Genomic DNA, 17,258 nt, shown 5'->3' on the forward strand with positions numbered 1-17,258 from the left:
TAACTACTCCGTGTTCTTCGCCAAGATTAAGACTCGAGGGTCGATGTGAACCTTGGAATAACTTAATGCATCCAAATTAACTTTAAACGTAGGAAATGATTTTCTATTGTAAAGACAAAAAATACTGCCTATTTCACAAGCAGGATTATTGGTACTAAGTGAAAGTAAATAGCGAGATGGATAAGACTGAATTAAAGATTGTTGTTGTTGAGGTGAGGTATTTGAAAAATACGCCACATGACATTCTGTTCCAGGAAATTCTTTTGTATTAACAGATTGAACCTGATAGTCGTAAGTGAGCAGCTTAACACTTGTTTGAAATTGATTTTTTAGAAGGTGTGTTGAAGAAACTGGGCCGCTTCAACCACAAAAGTTAATCGACGACTCACTTCAGATTTCAGTATCTAAGCAAGCTAAGCTACTGAAAGTCTCCCGTGGTTGTTATTACTATCGCCCAAAACCTGTGAGTGCATCAGATCTGAAGCTGATGCGCTGTATTGATGAATTACATATGCAATACCCTTTTGCAGGTAGCCGTATGATGCGTGATTTATTGAACCGTCAAGGACATCATATAGGACGACGTCATACACGTACTTTAATGAAGAAAATGGGCATTAATGCGTTATATCGTAAACCAAATCTAAGTCAGGCCAATCAAGCTCACCGTAAATATCCATATCTGCTCAAAGGATTGAATATTCAACGGAGTAATCAAGTGTGGGCAACGGATATAACGTATATCCCTATGGCAAAAGGCTTTGTCTACTTATGTGCTGTGATTGATTGGCACAGCCGTAAGGTGCTTGCCCATAGCGTATCGATTAGTATGGAGGTTGCATTTTGTATAGAAACATTAAATGAAGCTATTGAAAAATATGGCCGACCTGAAATCTTTAATACAGACCAAGGCAGTCAATTTACCAGTGATGCATTTATTGAAGTGTTAAAATCAAATGACATCCAAATCAGCATGGATGGTAAAGGTCGTTGGGTTGATAATGTGATGATTGAACGATTATGGCGGAGCGTTAAATACGAGGAGGTTTATCTCAAAGCCTACAGCAATGTTTTTGATGCGAAAAAGCAATTAAATGCCTATTTTGAATTTTATAATTTGAAACGACCTCATTCGAGTCTGGACAAAATGACTCCAGATGAGTTTTACTATGACCAGCTACCACAACAAAATAAGGTAGCTTAACTAGAGCAGAATATCACTTATAAATAAGCTTTTAGTTGTTCAAACAAGTGGGACCATCTCTTTCTGTTCCAGGAAATTCTTTTGTATTAACAGATTGAACCTGATAGTCGTAAGTGAGCAGCTTAACACTTGTTTGAAATTGATTGGCTGCTTCTGGATTATCTAAAACACAAATCACGGGTTTAGATGCGTTCGGCCATTTAGTATAACTTAATATAGTTAACGTCAGTTCATAGAAGGTATGATTTGAAAGGGCGTAACAGAACTGACCTATAGTTATTGAAACTATAAGTAATATAAATTGAGCCGTTGCATGTGAAAACCGTACTTTCAATCAAAAAAAACCAAAAATGTGAACCAAGAGGCACATTCTACTGGAGTTAATTGTTTAAAAAAAGTTCTTAATACTTAATCTAAATGATAAAAAATTACTATTCAGTCTAAAAAGTGTTCTGTTGAATAAGTTTTTTTTGGAAAGGTATTGCAACCATACTGAAATGCTGTAGAATGCACATCCATCGGCGGTGATGCGGATAAAAACTTGTTGAGAAACAAGGATTTGGCTAAAGTGGTTAGATTCTTGGGTTGGTTGATAAGTTTTAAAAATATCTAAATTACCTGTTGACTTTAAAGAAATTTAGAGTAATATAGCCGACCTAGCTTGATGATGACGAATCATCGAGAAGATCATTAAGAGAATAGAAGAACAACTTGTGTGGATTTTTACTGGTTGATCGATCGAATATATTTTCATTGATTGAATGGTAGAAATTTCTCGAAGTTTATTTGAGCGAATTTTTAGTCAGAAAATTGATGAGCCAGAATTAGCACCTTGTCTTAACTAAGGTGCAAAATGATTTTAACTGAAGAGTTTGATCATGGCTCAGATTGAACGCTGGCGGCAGGCTTAACACATGCAAGTCGAGCGGAGATGAGGTGCTTGCACCTTATCTTAGCGGCGGACGGGTGAGTAATGCTTAGGAATCTGCCTATTAGTGGGGGACAACATTCCGAAAGGAATGCTAATACCGCATACGTCCTACGGGAGAAAGCAGGGGATCTTCGGACCTTGCGCTAATAGATGAGCCTAAGTCGGATTAGCTAGTTGGTGGGGTAAAGGCCTACCAAGGCGACGATCTGTAGCGGGTCTGAGAGGATGATCCGCCACACTGGGACTGAGACACGGCCCAGACTCCTACGGGAGGCAGCAGTGGGGAATATTGGACAATGGGGGGAACCCTGATCCAGCCATGCCGCGTGTGTGAAGAAGGCCTTATGGTTGTAAAGCACTTTAAGCGAGGAGGAGGCTACTGAGACTAATACTCTTGGATAGTGGACGTTACTCGCAGAATAAGCACCGGCTAACTCTGTGCCAGCAGCCGCGGTAATACAGAGGGTGCGAGCGTTAATCGGATTTACTGGGCGTAAAGCGTGCGTAGGCGGCTTTTTAAGTCGGATGTGAAATCCCCGAGCTTAACTTGGGAATTGCATTCGATACTGGGAAGCTAGAGTATGGGAGAGGATGGTAGAATTCCAGGTGTAGCGGTGAAATGCGTAGAGATCTGGAGGAATACCGATGGCGAAGGCAGCCATCTGGCCTAATACTGACGCTGAGGTACGAAAGCATGGGGAGCAAACAGGATTAGATACCCTGGTAGTCCATGCCGTAAACGATGTCTACTAGCCGTTGGGGCCTTTGAGGCTTTAGTGGCGCAGCTAACGCGATAAGTAGACCGCCTGGGGAGTACGGTCGCAAGACTAAAACTCAAATGAATTGACGGGGGCCCGCACAAGCGGTGGAGCATGTGGTTTAATTCGATGCAACGCGAAGAACCTTACCTGGCCTTGACATACTAGAAACTTTCCAGAGATGGATTGGTGCCTTCGGGAATCTAGATACAGGTGCTGCATGGCTGTCGTCAGCTCGTGTCGTGAGATGTTGGGTTAAGTCCCGCAACGAGCGCAACCCTTTTCCTTACTTGCCAGCATTTCGGATGGGAACTTTAAGGATACTGCCAGTGACAAACTGGAGGAAGGCGGGGACGACGTCAAGTCATCATGGCCCTTACGGCCAGGGCTACACACGTGCTACAATGGTCGGTACAAAGGGTTGCTACACAGCGATGTGATGCTAATCTCAAAAAGCCGATCGTAGTCCGGATTGGAGTCTGCAACTCGACTCCATGAAGTCGGAATCGCTAGTAATCGCGGATCAGAATGCCGCGGTGAATACGTTCCCGGGCCTTGTACACACCGCCCGTCACACCATGGGAGTTTGTTGCACCAGAAGTAGGTAGTCTAACCGCAAGGAGGACGCTTACCACGGTGTGGCCGATGACTGGGGTGAAGTCGTAACAAGGTAGCCGTAGGGGAACCTGCGGCTGGATCACCTCCTTAACGAAAGATTGGTGACCGGTAAGAATCCACAACAAGTTGTTCTTCGAAGATGTATCTGAGGGTCTGTAGCTCAGTTGGTTAGAGCACACGCTTGATAAGCGTGGGGTCACAAGTTCAAGTCTTGTCAGACCCACCACTACTGACGAAGTGATGAATAATCACAAGCTGCTAGATAAAAAGATATGTCGTTCATTATGATTAAAGCTGGGGACTTAGCTTAGTTGGTAGAGCGCCTGCTTTGCACGCAGGAGGTCAGGAGTTCGACTCTCCTAGTCTCCACCATGAATTAAATGAAATGTTTAATTCTGAGCTAAATAGATTATAGAGTTTAATGAATAAAAAGATTAAGTAATTGATCTTGGTTTATTAATCTCTGTGATTTATCACAATTTACTACGCACCGACGAGGTGGTAGTTAATCATTAACAGATTAGAAAATTGAGTCTGAAATAAATTGTTCAAACTCGATTAAATAGGAAGATAACAAGTAATTGTTAAATTAATATTTAATCTGAGAACTAGCAAAAACACTGAATCAAGCGTTTTGGTATATGAATTTAGATTGAAGCTGTATGGTGATTAAATTCACAGACAACAAACCAGTAGCAATTAAGTTTGCAACGATAACACTCACTTGTATGTGTTAACGACTGTTTGGGGTTGTATAGTCAAGTAATTAAGTGCATGTGGTGGATGCCTTGGCAGTCAGAGGCGATGAAAGACGTGATAGCCTGCGAAAAGCTCCGGGGAGGCGGCAAATATCCTTTGATCCGGAGATTTCTGAATGGGGGAACCCACCCGCTATAAGGCGGGTATCATAAACTGAATACATAGGTTTATGAAGCGAACGAGGGGAAGTGAAACATCTCAGTACCCTTAGGAAAAGAAATCAATTGAGATTCCCTTAGTAGCGGCGAGCGAACGGGGAGCAGCCCATTAAGTTATGTGTGTTTTAGTGGAACGCTCTGGGAAGTGCGAACGTAGAGGGTGATATTCCCGTACACGAAAGGGCACACATAATGATGACGAGTAGGGCGAGGCACGTGAAACCTTGTCTGAATATGGGGGGACCATCCTCCAAGGCTAAATACTCCTGACTGACCGATAGTGAACCAGTACCGTGAGGGAAAGGCGAAAAGAACCCCTGTGAGGGGAGTGAAATAGATCCTGAAACCGCATGCATACAAGCAGTGGGAGCCGACTTGTTCGGTGACTGCGTACCTTTTGTATAATGGGTCAGCGACTTATATTCAGTAGCGAGGTTAACCGAATAGGGGAGCCGTAGAGAAATCGAGTCTTAATAGGGCGTTTAGTTGCTGGGTATAGACCCGAAACCAGGCGATCTATCCATGAGCAGGTTGAAGGTTGGGTAACACTAACTGGAGGACCGAACCCACTGTCGTTGAAAAGCCAGGGGATGACTTGTGGATAGGGGTGAAAGGCTAATCAAGCCTGGTGATAGCTGGTTCTCCCCGAAAGCTATTTAGGTAGCGCCTCGGACGAATACCATTGGGGGTAGAGCACTGTTTCGGCTAGGGGGTCATCCCGACTTACCAAACCGATGCAAACTCCGAATACCAATGAGTACTATCCGGGAGACAGACTGCGGGTGCTAACGTCCGTAGTCAAGAGGAAAACAATCCAGACCGCCAGCTAAGGCCCCAAAATCATAGTTAAGTGGGAAACGATGTGGGAAGGCATAGACAGCTAGGAGGTTGGCTTAGAAGCAGCCACCCTTTAAAGAAAGCGTAATAGCTCACTAGTCGAGTCGGCCTGCGCGGAAGATGTAACGGGGCTAAAACTATGTGCCGAAGCTGCGGATTTGACATTAGTCAAGTGGTAGGGGAGCGTTCTGTAAGCCGATGAAGGTGTATTGAGAAGTATGCTGGAGGTATCAGAAGTGCGAATGCTGACGTGAGTAACGACAAAACGGGTGAAAAACCCGTTCGCTGAAAGACCAAGGGTTCCAGTCCAACGTTAATCGGGGCTGGGTGAGTCGACCCCTAAGGCGAGGCCGAGAGGCGTAGTCGATGGGAAATTGGTTAATATTCCAATACTTCTGTGTAATGCGATGAGAGGACGGAGAAGGTTAAGTCAGCCTGGCGTTGGTTGTCCAGGTGGAAGACGGTAGGCATGCATCTTAGGCAAATCCGGGGTGCTCTATGCTGAGAGTCGATAGCAAGCTGTACTTGTACAGTGAAGTGGCTGATACCATGCTTCCAGGAAAAGTCTCTAAGCTTCAGTTACACAGGAATCGTACCCGAAACCGACACAGGTGGTCAGGTCGAGTAGACCAAAGCGCTTGAGAGAACTCTGCTGAAGGAACTAGGCAAAATGGTACCGTAACTTCGGGAGAAGGTACGCTGCTGACGGTGATGGGACTTGCTCCCTGAGCGGTTGGCAGCCGCAGAAACCAGGCCGCTGCAACTGTTTATTAAAAACATAGCACTCTGCAAACACGAAAGTGGACGTATAGGGTGTGATGCCTGCCCGGTGCTGGAAGGTTAATTGATGGGGTTAGCGTAAGCGAAGCTCTTGATCGAAGCCCCAGTAAACGGCGGCCGTAACTATAACGGTCCTAAGGTAGCGAAATTCCTTGTCGGGTAAGTTCCGACCTGCACGAATGGCATAATGATGGCGGCGCTGTCTCCAGCAGAGGCTCAGTGAAATCGAAATCGCTGTGAAGATGCAGTGTACCCGCGGCTAGACGGAAAGACCCCGTGAACCTTTACTGCAGCTTGACATTGAACTTTGACCTTACTTGTGTAGGATAGGTGGGAGGCTTTGAAGTTGGAACGCTAGTTCCAATGGAGCCGTCCTTGAAATACCACCCTGGTAATGTTGAGGTTCTAACTCTGTCCCGTAATCCGGGACGAGGACCATGTCTGGTGGGTAGTTTGACTGGGGCGGTCTCCTCCTAAAGAGTAACGGAGGAGTACGAAGGTGCGCTCAGCGTGGTCGGAAATCACGCGTAGAGTATAAAGGCAAAAGCGCGCTTAACTGCGAGACCCACAAGTCGAGCAGGTACGAAAGTAGGTCTTAGTGATCCGGTGGTTCTGTATGGAAGGGCCATCGCTCAACGGATAAAAGGTACTCTGGGGATAACAGGCTGATACCGCCCAAGAGTTCATATCGACGGCGGTGTTTGGCACCTCGATGTCGGCTCATCTCATCCTGGGGCTGAAGCAGGTCCCAAGGGTATGGCTGTTCGCCATTTAAAGAGGTACGCGAGCTGGGTTTAGAACGTCGTGAGACAGTTCGGTCCCTATCTACCGTGGGCGCTGGAAATTTGAGAGGATCTGCTCCTAGTACGAGAGGACCAGAGTGGACGAACCTCTGGTGTACCGGTTGTCACGCCAGTGGCATCGCCGGGTAGCTATGTTCGGAAGGGATAACCGCTGAAAGCATCTAAGCGGGAAGCCTACCTCAAGATAAGATTTCCCTAGGAATTTATTCCTCTAAAGAGCCGTTCGAGACTAGGACGTTGATAGGTTGGGTGTGGAAGCACGGTGACGTGTGAAGCTGACCAATACTAATTGCTCGTGAGGCTTGACTATACAACACCCAAACAGTTGTTGTATTCAAGATAAATTCAATACATAACTTGATTTAGTGTGCAAACTAGTTACAATACAAACCCAATAATCTAATCCGTTAATAACTCTTTGGATCGTAAGTAAGGCAAACATTATTAATTAATGTGAATAAGACCCGAAAACACCACAACAGTTTGCTGGCGACAATAGCAAGAGTGAACCACCTGATCCCTTCCCGAACTCAGAAGTGAAACCTCTTCGCGCTGATGGTAGTGTGGCGTTTGCCATGTGAGAGTAAGTCATCGCCAGCTTTTAAATCTAAACACCCCTAACCTAACGGTTAGGGGTGTTTTTTATTGAAATAAGAAAACTTAAAACTAATCTCAATTGTTTTATCTCTACTTCAATTTATAATCGAGTTAAATTTATAATTATAAAAAGGAATTCAGCATCGAATGTGACTGTCCAATCGCTAGGTGGTATTGGCTTATTCCTTTTAGTTTAGGCATGTCACTGATGACAGATAGCTTAAAAGCAATCGCTGGAGAAGCTCTACGACAATGGTTAGTTAGATTTACAAATTCTCCGATTAAAAAATGAATTTTCAAAATTTGGTCAGAAATTAAATAAAAGTGACAATTATTATTTTTTGCTAAAATTTCCTTAATTAAAATGTGACCTAGTTCATCTAAAGCTTGGTTCAAAATTAAATTTTATTTACACCAAAACTAGAATATGGTTTTATTAGCCATATTTTTAATAATGAAGAAAATTACATTCAAAATGAACATAGGGGAAATAGAATGTTAATGAATAAAAAGCAACTAACGTTAAAACTGTCTGCGATTACAATTTCGGTTCTATTGGCAAGTTGTGGTGGTGGAGGTGGTTATTATGGTTCAAATGATAGTGGAAATACTTCAGGATCGGGAGAAAATGGTCAAACTCCTGTAACGGCAGTTAATATTACAAATATTACTTTATCCGATACAAATAATACACTTACTAATTCTATTACAGCCGCAGGTGTAACAGCTAAAGTAAAAGTAACGGATGCTTCAGGTAAAGGAATTAGTGGGGCAATCGTTACATTTAGTGGAGAAGGTGTTGTCTGGGGGACAACAAATGGCGCTGTTCTCACGAATGCAGATGGTGAGGCGACTATATCGGTTAAACCAGAAGATTTGAATGCGACTGGTGCATATCAAATTTCTGCTACTGTTAACTATAATGGTAAATCTGCTTCGACACAGCCTAGTAGCTTTACATTACAAGCAGCAAATATTGTTCTCGTGGGAATGGCACCAGCTGTGACATCATTAGAATCAGGCGCATCAACCAATATTACTTTAAAAACGCAAGATGCAAATACCAAAGTAAATCAAAATAACGTGACAGTTAATTTTAGTGCTACATGTGGTACGTTTGAGCCTGCAATGGTTATTTCTTCGAATCAAGGAGATGTCGCAACTTCTTATAAATCAATAGGTTCTGATGGTAAGTTGTGTGAAGGTACACAAACGATAACAGCATCAGGGTCAAATATTCCTGAATCAAAAGTAACGGTGAATATTGCTGAAATTAAGGCAGATTCTTTAGTTTATACATCTGATGCAGTGAATCTAGGAATAAACAGTAGTGGTTCAGCGGCATCGGGTCAAATTGAATTTACATTGTATGCCAATGGCACGCCTGCTGCAAATAAAGATGTTCAAATTGAATTATTACGTGCCCCAAATGATTTAAGTTTCTTTGCTTTGGGTAATCGTGCTGCGAAAACAGTTAAGAGTGATCCATCAGGTAAAGTTATTGTGACTTTATATCCTGGTAATATTCCAGGTCCTGTAGAAATTAAAGCAACATTAGTATCGAATGCGAATGTATCTGCTTTATCTAAAAATGTCGCTGTTTCAACGGGTCGTGTCACTCAAGCAGGTTTAAGTTTATCGGTTTCTAAGAATTCATTACAGAATCAGATTGATGGAGATACTGCTACAATTATAGCTCGTATGGTGGACCGTACACGAAATGCTGTTCCAGATGGTACAGTGATTAGCTTTGTTTCAGAAGGTGGTAATGTTGAACCAAATTGTTCAACAGTGAAAGGAATGTGTTCAGTAACGCTAACGACACAAAACCCTCGTCCACTTGATAATCGTGTTACTGTATTGGCATATGTAGAAGGTGATAAGAGTTATACAGATCTCAATGGAGATAATGTCTATACGATTGGTGTGGACAAATTAGAAAGTAATATCGGTGATTTCTTCCGTGATGACAACGAAGATAACACCTATAATTCTAATGTTGGTGAGTTCCTCTATAAACGCAGTGCTGGCATTTTAGATTGTGCAGTTTCTAGCATTGGGCAACCTAATATTGCAAAAACCTGTGATAACAGTTTAGATGCAATTGTTCGCCAACAATTATTATTTGCTTTTGCCGAGAATACACCAACGTTTACCAATGTTAGTGCAACTGGTGGTTTGTTATCTTTTAATATGTATGGAAACAGCTTGCAAAGTGTTCCTATGCCTACAGGTTCAACAGTTAGTGTAACGGTTGAAGATAATACTAAAGATAATAATTTATCTTGTTCAGCTTCTTTGGCTAGTGGTAGTTCTCCTGTTGCAGATCGTTATGATCTTATGACACCAACAACATTTAAAAATAGTACACAGGCTTATTATGGTTATCGTCTGAAAGACTGTGCTGAGGGGGATGTATTCAAAGTATCTGTAGCTGCACCAGATAAAAAAGTTTCAACTATTTATGTAAGTTATAAATAGCGATTAAATTACCCGTAAAAAAAACAGTGCTATAGCACTGTTTTTTTATTATAGGTAAAAATTTTAATCATCCAATAAATCCATTTGTTTAGCTAATTGGTATAAATTATTTGAACGATTACCTGTGCGGCAGAACATTAAAACTGGTTTTGGTAATTCATTAAAATGATTAGCAAAAGTACGAACATCTAACTCAGTCATTTGACCTGATACAACGGGTTGATATACATAATCAAGACCTGCTGAACGTGCAGCTTCTTCTATTTGAGCGCTAGTTGGTTGTTCTGGTCCACCTTCCATATCAGGACGGTTATTGATGATTGATTTGAAGCCTTTTTCAACGACTTGTTCAACATGTTCAGGACCAATTTGACCTGCAAAACCAACATTTTCTGACATCTTGTCACTCCAAAAATAAACAAAACATTTTATGCTCTATCATAGCATTAAGCTTGATCTTGAGTTTAAATGTCTATAGTAAATACATGATGATAAGCAAAAGATAACGCAATGGAGCGCGCATGCACACCTATACAGTTGAGCCGTTGTATGTTCCTAGTGGTGATGAAACGATTGCTGCTGATTTTTATCTACCGAAATCCAACATAAAACCAGCCGTTATTATTATGGCGCATGGTTTTGCTGGATTACGTCAGTTTAAATTAATTCAGTATGCGCAGCGTTTTGCACAAGCGGGTTATGCTGTTATTTTATTTGATTATCGTTATTGGGGCGGGAGTACTGGGAAACCTCGAGAGTTGATCTCTTTAAGTGCTCAATTAAATGATTGGAAAACCATAGTTCAGTATGCATCAAATTGTAAATATATTGATAGTAGACGTATTATCTTGTGGGGAACCTCATTAAGCGGCGGTTATGCTTTAAGTTTGGCTACAGACCTAAAAAACATTCAGGCAATCATGGTTCAAGTTCCGTATGTTGATGGTGCTGAAACAGCGAAACTTTATCCTTTGCAACGCTATCCTGAAGCATTAAAGCGATCAAGTCAGGATTATATGGGCTCAAAAATGGGGCTTGCACCTAAAACACTACCTGTTGTTGATCAATACAAGCTTTGTTTTTTACCTACATCTGATAGCTACTTTGGATATCATTCAATAGTGAATCCTGATTATTATTGGAGTGGTGAAGTTCCAGCACGTGTATTTTTTAATTTGATGCGTTATCGCCCAATCCAATTTGTACGAAAAATTAATATTCCTGTATTATTCATTGCTGCTAAAAATGACACTTTAATTCCAATTCAGTCTAGTCGTGAAGCAGCGACCAATATTGCGCCATTTGTCACGTATCATGAGTGGGATATTAAACATTTTGATATTTATCATGGTTCATGGTTTGAAAAAGCAGTCACAACCCAATTAGAATTTTTGCATCAACATATTGGAGTGATGTAAATGATTATAGTCTGTAGTTCATGTGGTGCAAAAAATCGTGTACCAGAAGAGAAATTAAGTACGCAACCAAGTTGTGGTAAATGCCATCAGCCATTATTACCACAACAACCTATTGAATTGAATGAACAAAATTTCAGTAATTTTATTTCTAATACTGATTTACCTGTATTGATTGATTTGTGGGCAGAATGGTGTGGCCCATGCAAAATGATGGCTCCACATTTTGCTCAAGTTGCAACCCAAAATCCATATGTGATTTTTGCAAAGATTGATACAGAAGCAAATCCAAGATTGAGTGCAGCATTTAACGTACGTAGTATTCCAACTCTAGTGCTGATGAACAAAACAACTGAAATTGCTCGAGTGAGCGGAGCATTACGTGCACCTGAACTTCAGCAATGGCTAGAACAATATTTGAAGTAACATCAAGAGATATTTGATATGACTGAGCGTTTGGACCATCCTGAAGGCACGCTTTCTTTGCAAACAATTGCAATGCCTGCTGATACTAACTGGAGTGGTGATGTTTTTGGTGGATGGATTGTATCTCAAATGGATTTGGCTGGTGCAATTCACGTCGAGCGCTTCAGTAAAGGTCGTTGTGCAACGATTGCAATTAATCAGATGGCTTTTTTAGTCCCTGTGAAAGTCGGAAATGTGATTAGTTGCTATACAAAAATCTTGAAAGTTGGTAATACTTCGGTTCAAGTACAAATTGAAGTATGGAACAGTCATGATGATTCGCGTGAACCAGTGCGAATTACTGAAGGGGTGTTTACCTTTGTTGCGGTCGATGTAAAGGGTAATAAACGTCAAATTTCAGAAGAAGTTAGACAGAAATTTACAGCAACGCTATCGGTTTAAGCGTATTTGCTTGATACGATTAGGGAGTTATCTCGTTAGGATTCAAGCATGGCTGAAGAGCTCATTTTGCAACAAGGCGATAAAGCCGAACAATATCAAAGTATTATCCCTCAGATTAAAGCAATTGTTGAGGGTGAGCCTGACCTGATTGCTAATCTTGCAAATATTTGTGCTGCACTGAATCAGCAATTTGGTTGGTTATGGGTTGGTTTTTATTTGGTTAAGAAAAATGAATTGGTGTTAGGTCCATTTCAGGGACCAATTGCCTGTACTCGTATAGCGAAAGGTCGTGGTGTATGTGGTACAGCATGGCAACAACAACAAGTTATTATCGTTCCTGATGTTGAGTTGTTTCCAGGACATATTGCATGTAGCTCAGCGTCTAAATCAGAAATCGTATTGCCGATTATGCAAAATAAGGAATGTGTTGGTGTACTAGATATTGATAGTGATGAACTCAATCAGTTTGATCAAGTCGATGCTAAATATCTGCAGCAAATTATTTCTATTATTGAAACATCAATTTCTCATTCATAAAGGTATAGCCCAAATAGATTTGGGCTATACCTTTATAGCTAGAACATGGTATTACTGTTTTTACTTTGCTCTGGGATGTTTTGAATCACATCCCAATGCTCGACAATTTTCCCATTTTCAACACGGAAAATATCAATAATCGCTCGTGCCCGATCTGTATCATTTTCAGTTGAATGAACATGTAGAACAACTAGGTTTTTTTCAGCAATCGCTTTCTTAATTACATTTTTTGCTGCTGGATTATTGCTAAATTTCTCCGTAAAGAAGTTTACAAAAGGTGCTTTGCCATCGGGAACATTCGGATTATGTTGAATATATTGGTCGCCAATATAGCGATCAGCATATGCTTTAATTTGGTGTTTCAAAAAACACCTTCATAAAAGTCCACGACAATTTTCTTATTTTGTTCTGATAGCTCATCGGAGAGAGTTTGGTTCGAGCTGTTAAGATGAGTCGTATTCGATGGAATAGAAGAACAAGCAGTAATGATAGTCGTCAAAAATATGATGGGAATAAAGTAAATTTTTTTCATAATATAAAGCCCAAGAAACAAAACGGTATTTGTATCTTGGGCTGAGTAACTATCTAAAAGAAGTTTAGATCAGTTATTATTTTTTACGTTTGGGTAACCAAGCCCAAAGCATTTGGCATTGGATCGGTTCATTTGCTGAATCATCAATGACCGTAACAGGAATCAGTAGCTCGCCTTTTTCATTATTTGCAATGAACTTTTGTTGATCAGCAGATAATGTTGCAGTTGCAGTTAAACCGCCTTGTGCGACTTTTAAATAATCTACATGTAAAGATTTGATCAATAAAATGCGATCATCAGGTACATGTAAACCTGTTAAAAATCCAGTTGCTGTCTCAGCTAATAAAGCCATAGCTGCGGCGTGTACACCCTTAATATGATTTTGCATATTACGTTGGTTTTCAATGCGAACAGTCACATGATCTTTATCTACTTCTAGATAGCGTATGTTCGCTGTTCCTACCATCGGAACAACATGACCAAATGCTTTGCTCCATAAGGTACTACGGATACCTTTAGGGAATTTAGAAGTGGTTTTAACTAACGTATAAAGACGGTTATCTTTTGCCATAGCGAGCCTATTGCTTAGTCTTTGAAATTATTAAATTGCAGTGGCAGACCAAATTGTTGTTCACGTAAAAAATTCATGACTTGTTGCAACGTATCACGTTTTTTATCAGTGACGCGGATTTTGTCTCCTTGGATAGAAGATTGCGCTTTGATACCACTTTCTTTAATGGCTTTATTAATTTTTTTTGCAGTATCTGAGTCAAGTCCATCTTTGAGTTTGATCACTTGTACTACATGTTTACCTGATGCAGTGGCTTTTTGTGGATCAAGCGCTTGTACATCAACCTTACGTTTATAGAAATGATTTTCAAGCATGGTATAGACTTGTTCACATTGGAAATCACTTTCAGTCGAGATTTTAATCTCTTTATTTTTCTCATTTAACTCGATCGAAACGTCTTGTCCGCGAAAGTCAAAACGTGTACCAATCTCTTTTTGCGTGTTTTGTACCGCATGATTGACTTCAAATAACTCTAATTCAGAAACAATATCAAAAGAAGGCATGGTTAGACCTTTACAAAGGGAAAGAATATTTGAGATGCTAAGGGTGTTTTCTTCATTTGCCAAGTGTTGTTTACATCAAAGGAGTGCGCAATGATCCGTAAACAAGAAATTACAACATTTGAGTTCCCAGAGGACGCGATCATCTGGGATGTCCGAGATACCAAAGCGTATTCAGAGGCTCATGTCAAAGGGGCAGTAAATCGTCCTATTGCTGAATTAACTGCGGATAGTTTGACTCAAGTTGCAGCGGATCAGCCGATTTACATTTTATGTGGTGGTGGCAGTAAAGCACCGCGAGCAGCTGAGCTTTTAGAAGGTCTAGACAGTTCACGTGAATACGTCATTTTGATGGGAGGTACTCGTGCAGCACGTGATGCTGGCTTACCTCTTGTAGAAGGTGTGTAAATGAAAAAAGTTTGCCAAAATACATTTGTGTTTTGGCAAACTCATAAAAATAAATCAAAGTTTCTATTTGAAAGATAAAAACTACATTTGCTTAGAATAATACGGTTTCTTTACTTTTACTTTTTTTTGGAAACGTAATGGATTCAATTTACTTAGTAAAGATTGTGGAGCTGGACAAAGCTCACCCAATACTAATGCAGCTAAAATCTCACTGCATAATGGTGCAAATAAAAATCCTTTAGAACCTAAACCTGCAAAAGTATAAATTTCACTGTTTGATTCCATTTTCCCAACTAAAGGAAAATAGTCTAAACTCTGCGCCCGAATAGAAGCACGACCATGCCATATGTCGATAGATGGAAGTTGTTCAGCATATTGTGGGAAGACACTGTGGATAAGTTCGTAATTATGCACATGGTCTTCAGCAAGAACATCACTATCGTCACGGTTAGGGTAGAAGGATGCACCTAAAATCAATTGAGAGTCATCTAACTGCATACAATAACCACCATAGCTATAAGCTTTATCCAAGGCCAAAGGCTGTATGGCGTTATTTACCCAACTGACCTGCCCTCGAATAGGCTTCAATACAGGATAGTTTTCAAATAAGGCAGCACTTTGTTTTGCACAACATACGATGACGTGATCTGCTACCGAAATTAAGTCCTGATCTTGCCAAATTTCTGTTTGCGTTGCTTTTGGTCTAAGACGAGAAACTTTGGCTTTTTTTATGCTGATATTTGAATGTTTTAAAATCTCATCACGCAACACATGAGGAGAAACTGCGCCAGCTTGCTGCAATATCAAACTTGGATAGTGGGTTTCGAGTGTTTGATTGGGAGAAGAATGAGCTGTCCCGAAAACTGATTCAGGATATTGTTGTTCTAGTCCAAGTAGCTCATCGGCATTTTTTATTGCGATCTGTTCTACTCGGATTGAACGGAATGCTTTAAATCGTGAATAAAAGTTTAAAGCATGCTGCCAGCTTAGAGTCATTAAATGTTCATGGGCTTGATCAATTGGACACAGCTTAGGATTGAGTAACGCAAGAGGATTACCAGAAGCACCTGAAAGTGGTTCATTTTGCTCGTAAATCATCACTTGATGTCCACGTTGAGCAAATACCCATGCGGTGGTCAAACCTGCTATTCCAGCGCCGATAATGGCGATTTGCCGTTGCTTTAGTTGCGTTGTTTCAGGTAATGCTGCTGGAAGCTCTTGGAGTAGCTCAGCCTCTGGATTTTCCTGATCTGGGCAGTCTAGCCAAATGGCTTTTAACATTTCTCGTTTGTGACCAAAGCCTCTAGGTCGGCTGATTTGGATCCCGTGTTGTTTTAGTCCGCGTTTAAGAACACCTGCAACGCTGAAGGATGCAAAGGTCGTTCCGTACTCGGATAAGCGCACAATATGATTTAATACATTTTCTTGCCACATATCAGGGTTACATGAAGGCGCAAACCCATCGAGAAACCAAGCATTGACTGATTGTGTTTTTGGGATACTTGGGAAAATGTCCTGCGCATCACCGAGCCATAGATCGATGCTAAATCGCTCTTCGGGAAAACTCAGGCGATGACAACCTGCAATCGGTAATGGGTATTGTTGTACTAGTTTATCTGCAAGAGGTTTAAGTTCATCCCAAACACTAAGCGCACGTATGAGATCAGCTTTACTGAGAGGGAATTTTTCAACACTGATGACATGTAAATGACTGTGATTATCAGGGCGAACACTTTGCCAAAGTTGCCAAAGGGTAAGAATATTGAGTCCTGTACCAAAACCCGTTTCACCTACACAGAAATACTGATAGTCACTGAGTTCTGATAACCGTGTACTAAGATCATTTCCATTTAAAAACACATGACGTGTTTCGAGTAAACCGTTATCTTTAGAAAAGTAGACATCGCCAAATTGTTTAGATATGGGAACTTCGATACCATCAACGAGTTCCCAATCTAATTCAGCTGTTTGAAGTTTTAATGTTTGTAACATGAAGATTGATATTTACCACTGACGACGACGTTTGGTGTAGACATAACTTGCGATAAAGAAACCTAAAATTACCCCGACAGCAATCGTCATTGCACCATATAAAAACATCTGAGCACTGCGTTCACTTTGTAGAACTTGGACTTGTACAGTCAAGTTATCATTTTTTAATTGCAATTCTTGGTTTTGAGATAGAGCTTGCAGATTTGCATGTTCAAGTTGTTTCAAGCGTGTTGCTTGATCTTGAATCATGGCTTTGACTTTTGCATCTTGTTGTTGTTTGGCTTTTGCAATTTGTTCCGCAGTCAACGGCTTTGGTGCTGAAGCCGTTGTTGTATTGTTTGTGGAGCCACCTGTTGTTGCTGTTGCAGGTTTAGATTGTACAGTTGCAGGTGTAGTAACGGGTGTTGTAGGCGCAGCCGCTGTTGGTGCTGATGGCGTTGTTGATTCAACAGCCCAAGTCGTTGAACTGAGTAAACATAAAGCGAAAAAGCTTCTCACTGAAACTTGCAT

Annotated in this window: 11 protein-coding genes, 2 tRNA genes, 3 rRNA genes and 4 pseudogenes; 12 read left to right on the top strand and 8 right to left on the bottom strand. The window is 41.0% G+C overall.

Features of this window, described 5'->3' with window-relative positions; translation table 11 throughout:
- Positions 1-3: 3 nt before the first annotated feature.
- A pseudogene (locus Q9Q86_RS15990) lies at positions 4-327 on the bottom strand (YfiR family protein); the annotation flags it as partial.
- Between Q9Q86_RS15990 and Q9Q86_RS15995 the strand changes: the two are divergent.
- Positions 326-1,204 (top strand): annotated as a pseudogene (locus tag Q9Q86_RS15995) (IS3 family transposase); the annotation flags it as partial. The pseudogenes Q9Q86_RS15990 and Q9Q86_RS15995 sit on opposite strands and share 2 nt — an antisense overlap.
- A gap of 61 nt (positions 1,205-1,265) precedes the next feature.
- Here Q9Q86_RS15995 and Q9Q86_RS16000 read toward each other — a convergent pair.
- A pseudogene (locus Q9Q86_RS16000) lies at positions 1,266-1,502 on the bottom strand (YfiR family protein); the annotation flags it as partial.
- Between the two features lie 562 nt (positions 1,503-2,064).
- Between Q9Q86_RS16000 and Q9Q86_RS16005 the strand changes: the two are divergent.
- The 6 genes from Q9Q86_RS16005 (at position 2,065) to Q9Q86_RS16030 (ending at position 9,926) form a co-directional block, all read left to right on the top strand.
- Positions 2,065-3,601: ribosomal RNA gene (locus tag Q9Q86_RS16005) — 16S ribosomal RNA — on the top strand.
- A gap of 59 nt (positions 3,602-3,660) precedes the next feature.
- Positions 3,661-3,737, top strand: a tRNA-Ile gene (locus tag Q9Q86_RS16010).
- A gap of 70 nt (positions 3,738-3,807) precedes the next feature.
- Positions 3,808-3,883 (top strand) — tRNA-Ala (locus Q9Q86_RS16015).
- 384 nt (positions 3,884-4,267) lie between these two features.
- Positions 4,268-7,158 (top strand): 23S ribosomal RNA (locus tag Q9Q86_RS16020).
- Positions 7,159-7,333: 175 nt separating this feature from the next.
- Positions 7,334-7,448 (top strand): 5S ribosomal RNA (gene rrf, locus Q9Q86_RS16025).
- The 16S, 23S and 5S rRNA genes sit together here with 2 tRNA genes alongside, the layout of an rRNA operon.
- Positions 7,449-7,946: 498 nt before the next feature.
- Positions 7,947-9,926 carry a hypothetical protein gene (locus Q9Q86_RS16030; protein ID WP_112987606.1) on the top strand — a complete coding sequence of 660 codons (1,980 nt, stop codon included), beginning with the start codon at positions 7,947-7,949 and terminating at the stop codon, positions 9,924-9,926.
- A gap of 63 nt (positions 9,927-9,989) precedes the next feature.
- Here Q9Q86_RS16030 and Q9Q86_RS16035 read toward each other — a convergent pair whose 3' ends face one another.
- Complete coding sequence (locus Q9Q86_RS16035) at positions 9,990-10,325, bottom strand: TIGR01244 family sulfur transferase (protein ID WP_004955517.1); 336 nt, start codon at positions 10,323-10,325, stop codon at positions 9,990-9,992.
- Positions 10,326-10,447: 122 nt separating this feature from the next.
- Between Q9Q86_RS16035 and Q9Q86_RS16040 the strand changes: the two genes are divergently transcribed.
- From Q9Q86_RS16040 to Q9Q86_RS16055, 4 genes are read left to right on the top strand one after another with little or no spacing between them, the layout of a single operon-like run.
- Positions 10,448-11,344 carry an alpha/beta hydrolase gene (locus tag Q9Q86_RS16040; protein WP_112987605.1) on the top strand — a complete coding sequence of 299 codons (897 nt, stop codon included), beginning with the start codon at positions 10,448-10,450 and terminating at the stop codon, positions 11,342-11,344.
- A complete protein-coding gene (gene trxC, locus Q9Q86_RS16045; RefSeq protein WP_112987604.1) occupies positions 11,345-11,767 on the top strand; it encodes a thioredoxin TrxC in 423 nt (140 codons plus the stop codon).
- A gap of 18 nt (positions 11,768-11,785) precedes the next feature.
- A complete protein-coding gene (locus tag Q9Q86_RS16050) occupies positions 11,786-12,208 on the top strand; it encodes an acyl-CoA thioesterase (RefSeq protein ID WP_112987603.1) in 423 nt (140 codons plus the stop codon).
- 48 nt (positions 12,209-12,256) lie between these two features.
- On the top strand, positions 12,257-12,745 hold the full coding sequence (locus tag Q9Q86_RS16055) for a GAF domain-containing protein (protein WP_112987602.1): 489 nt from the start codon (positions 12,257-12,259) through the stop codon (positions 12,743-12,745).
- Between the two features lie 38 nt (positions 12,746-12,783).
- Here the strand turns inward: Q9Q86_RS16055 and Q9Q86_RS16060 are convergent.
- The 3 genes and pseudogenes from Q9Q86_RS16060 to Q9Q86_RS16070 form a co-directional block, all read right to left on the bottom strand.
- Positions 12,784-13,277 (bottom strand): annotated as a pseudogene (locus tag Q9Q86_RS16060) (ester cyclase).
- Positions 13,278-13,353: 76 nt separating this feature from the next.
- Positions 13,354-13,848: a DUF4442 domain-containing protein gene (locus Q9Q86_RS16065; protein ID WP_004960952.1), complete on the bottom strand. Its 495-nt coding sequence runs from the start codon at positions 13,846-13,848 to the stop codon at positions 13,354-13,356.
- A 14-nt stretch (positions 13,849-13,862) separates the two neighbouring features.
- Positions 13,863-14,351, bottom strand: coding sequence for a YajQ family cyclic di-GMP-binding protein (locus Q9Q86_RS16070; protein WP_004637859.1), 489 nt, complete (start codon positions 14,349-14,351; stop codon positions 13,863-13,865).
- A gap of 90 nt (positions 14,352-14,441) precedes the next feature.
- On the opposite strand from Q9Q86_RS16070, the gene Q9Q86_RS16075 reads away from it, so the two are divergent.
- The gene (locus tag Q9Q86_RS16075; RefSeq protein ID WP_004960948.1) at positions 14,442-14,756 is read left to right on the top strand and encodes a rhodanese-like domain-containing protein; all 315 of its coding nucleotides are present in this window, start codon (positions 14,442-14,444) and stop codon (positions 14,754-14,756) included.
- 81 nt (positions 14,757-14,837) lie between these two features.
- Here Q9Q86_RS16075 and mnmC read toward each other — a convergent pair whose 3' ends face one another.
- Both mnmC and Q9Q86_RS16085 read right to left on the bottom strand, forming a co-directional pair.
- Positions 14,838-16,748: an FAD-dependent 5-carboxymethylaminomethyl-2-thiouridine(34) oxidoreductase MnmC gene (gene mnmC / locus Q9Q86_RS16080; protein WP_112987601.1), complete on the bottom strand. Its 1,911-nt coding sequence runs from the start codon at positions 16,746-16,748 to the stop codon at positions 14,838-14,840.
- Positions 16,749-16,760: 12 nt separating this feature from the next.
- A complete protein-coding gene (locus Q9Q86_RS16085; protein WP_112987600.1) occupies positions 16,761-17,258 on the bottom strand; it encodes a hypothetical protein in 498 nt (165 codons plus the stop codon).

Origin of the sequence: Acinetobacter sp. A22, from assembly GCF_030913345.1 — a bacterium.
Classification (GTDB): domain Bacteria; phylum Pseudomonadota; class Gammaproteobacteria; order Pseudomonadales; family Moraxellaceae; genus Acinetobacter; species Acinetobacter junii.

Coding starts and splice junctions, on each gene's coding strand:
- Q9Q86_RS16035 (WP_004955517.1), bottom strand. CDS start 10,325: ATGTCAGAAAATGTTGGTTTTGCAGGTCAAATTGGTCCTGAACATGTT.
- trxC (WP_112987604.1), top strand. CDS start 11,345: ATGATTATAGTCTGTAGTTCATGTGGTGCAAAAAATCGTGTACCAGAA.
- Q9Q86_RS16040 (WP_112987605.1), top strand. CDS start 10,448: ATGCACACCTATACAGTTGAGCCGTTGTATGTTCCTAGTGGTGATGAA.
- Q9Q86_RS16050 (WP_112987603.1), top strand. CDS start 11,786: ATGACTGAGCGTTTGGACCATCCTGAAGGCACGCTTTCTTTGCAAACA.
- Q9Q86_RS16065 (WP_004960952.1), bottom strand. CDS start 13,848: ATGGCAAAAGATAACCGTCTTTATACGTTAGTTAAAACCACTTCTAAA.
- mnmC (WP_112987601.1), bottom strand. CDS start 16,748: ATGTTACAAACATTAAAACTTCAAACAGCTGAATTAGATTGGGAACTC.
- Q9Q86_RS16075 (WP_004960948.1), top strand. CDS start 14,442: ATGATCCGTAAACAAGAAATTACAACATTTGAGTTCCCAGAGGACGCG.
- Q9Q86_RS16070 (WP_004637859.1), bottom strand. CDS start 14,351: ATGCCTTCTTTTGATATTGTTTCTGAATTAGAGTTATTTGAAGTCAAT.
- Q9Q86_RS16055 (WP_112987602.1), top strand. CDS start 12,257: ATGGCTGAAGAGCTCATTTTGCAACAAGGCGATAAAGCCGAACAATAT.
- Q9Q86_RS16085 (WP_112987600.1), bottom strand. CDS start 17,258: ATGCAAGTTTCAGTGAGAAGCTTTTTCGCTTTATGTTTACTCAGTTCA.
- Q9Q86_RS16030 (WP_112987606.1), top strand. CDS start 7,947: ATGAATAAAAAGCAACTAACGTTAAAACTGTCTGCGATTACAATTTCG.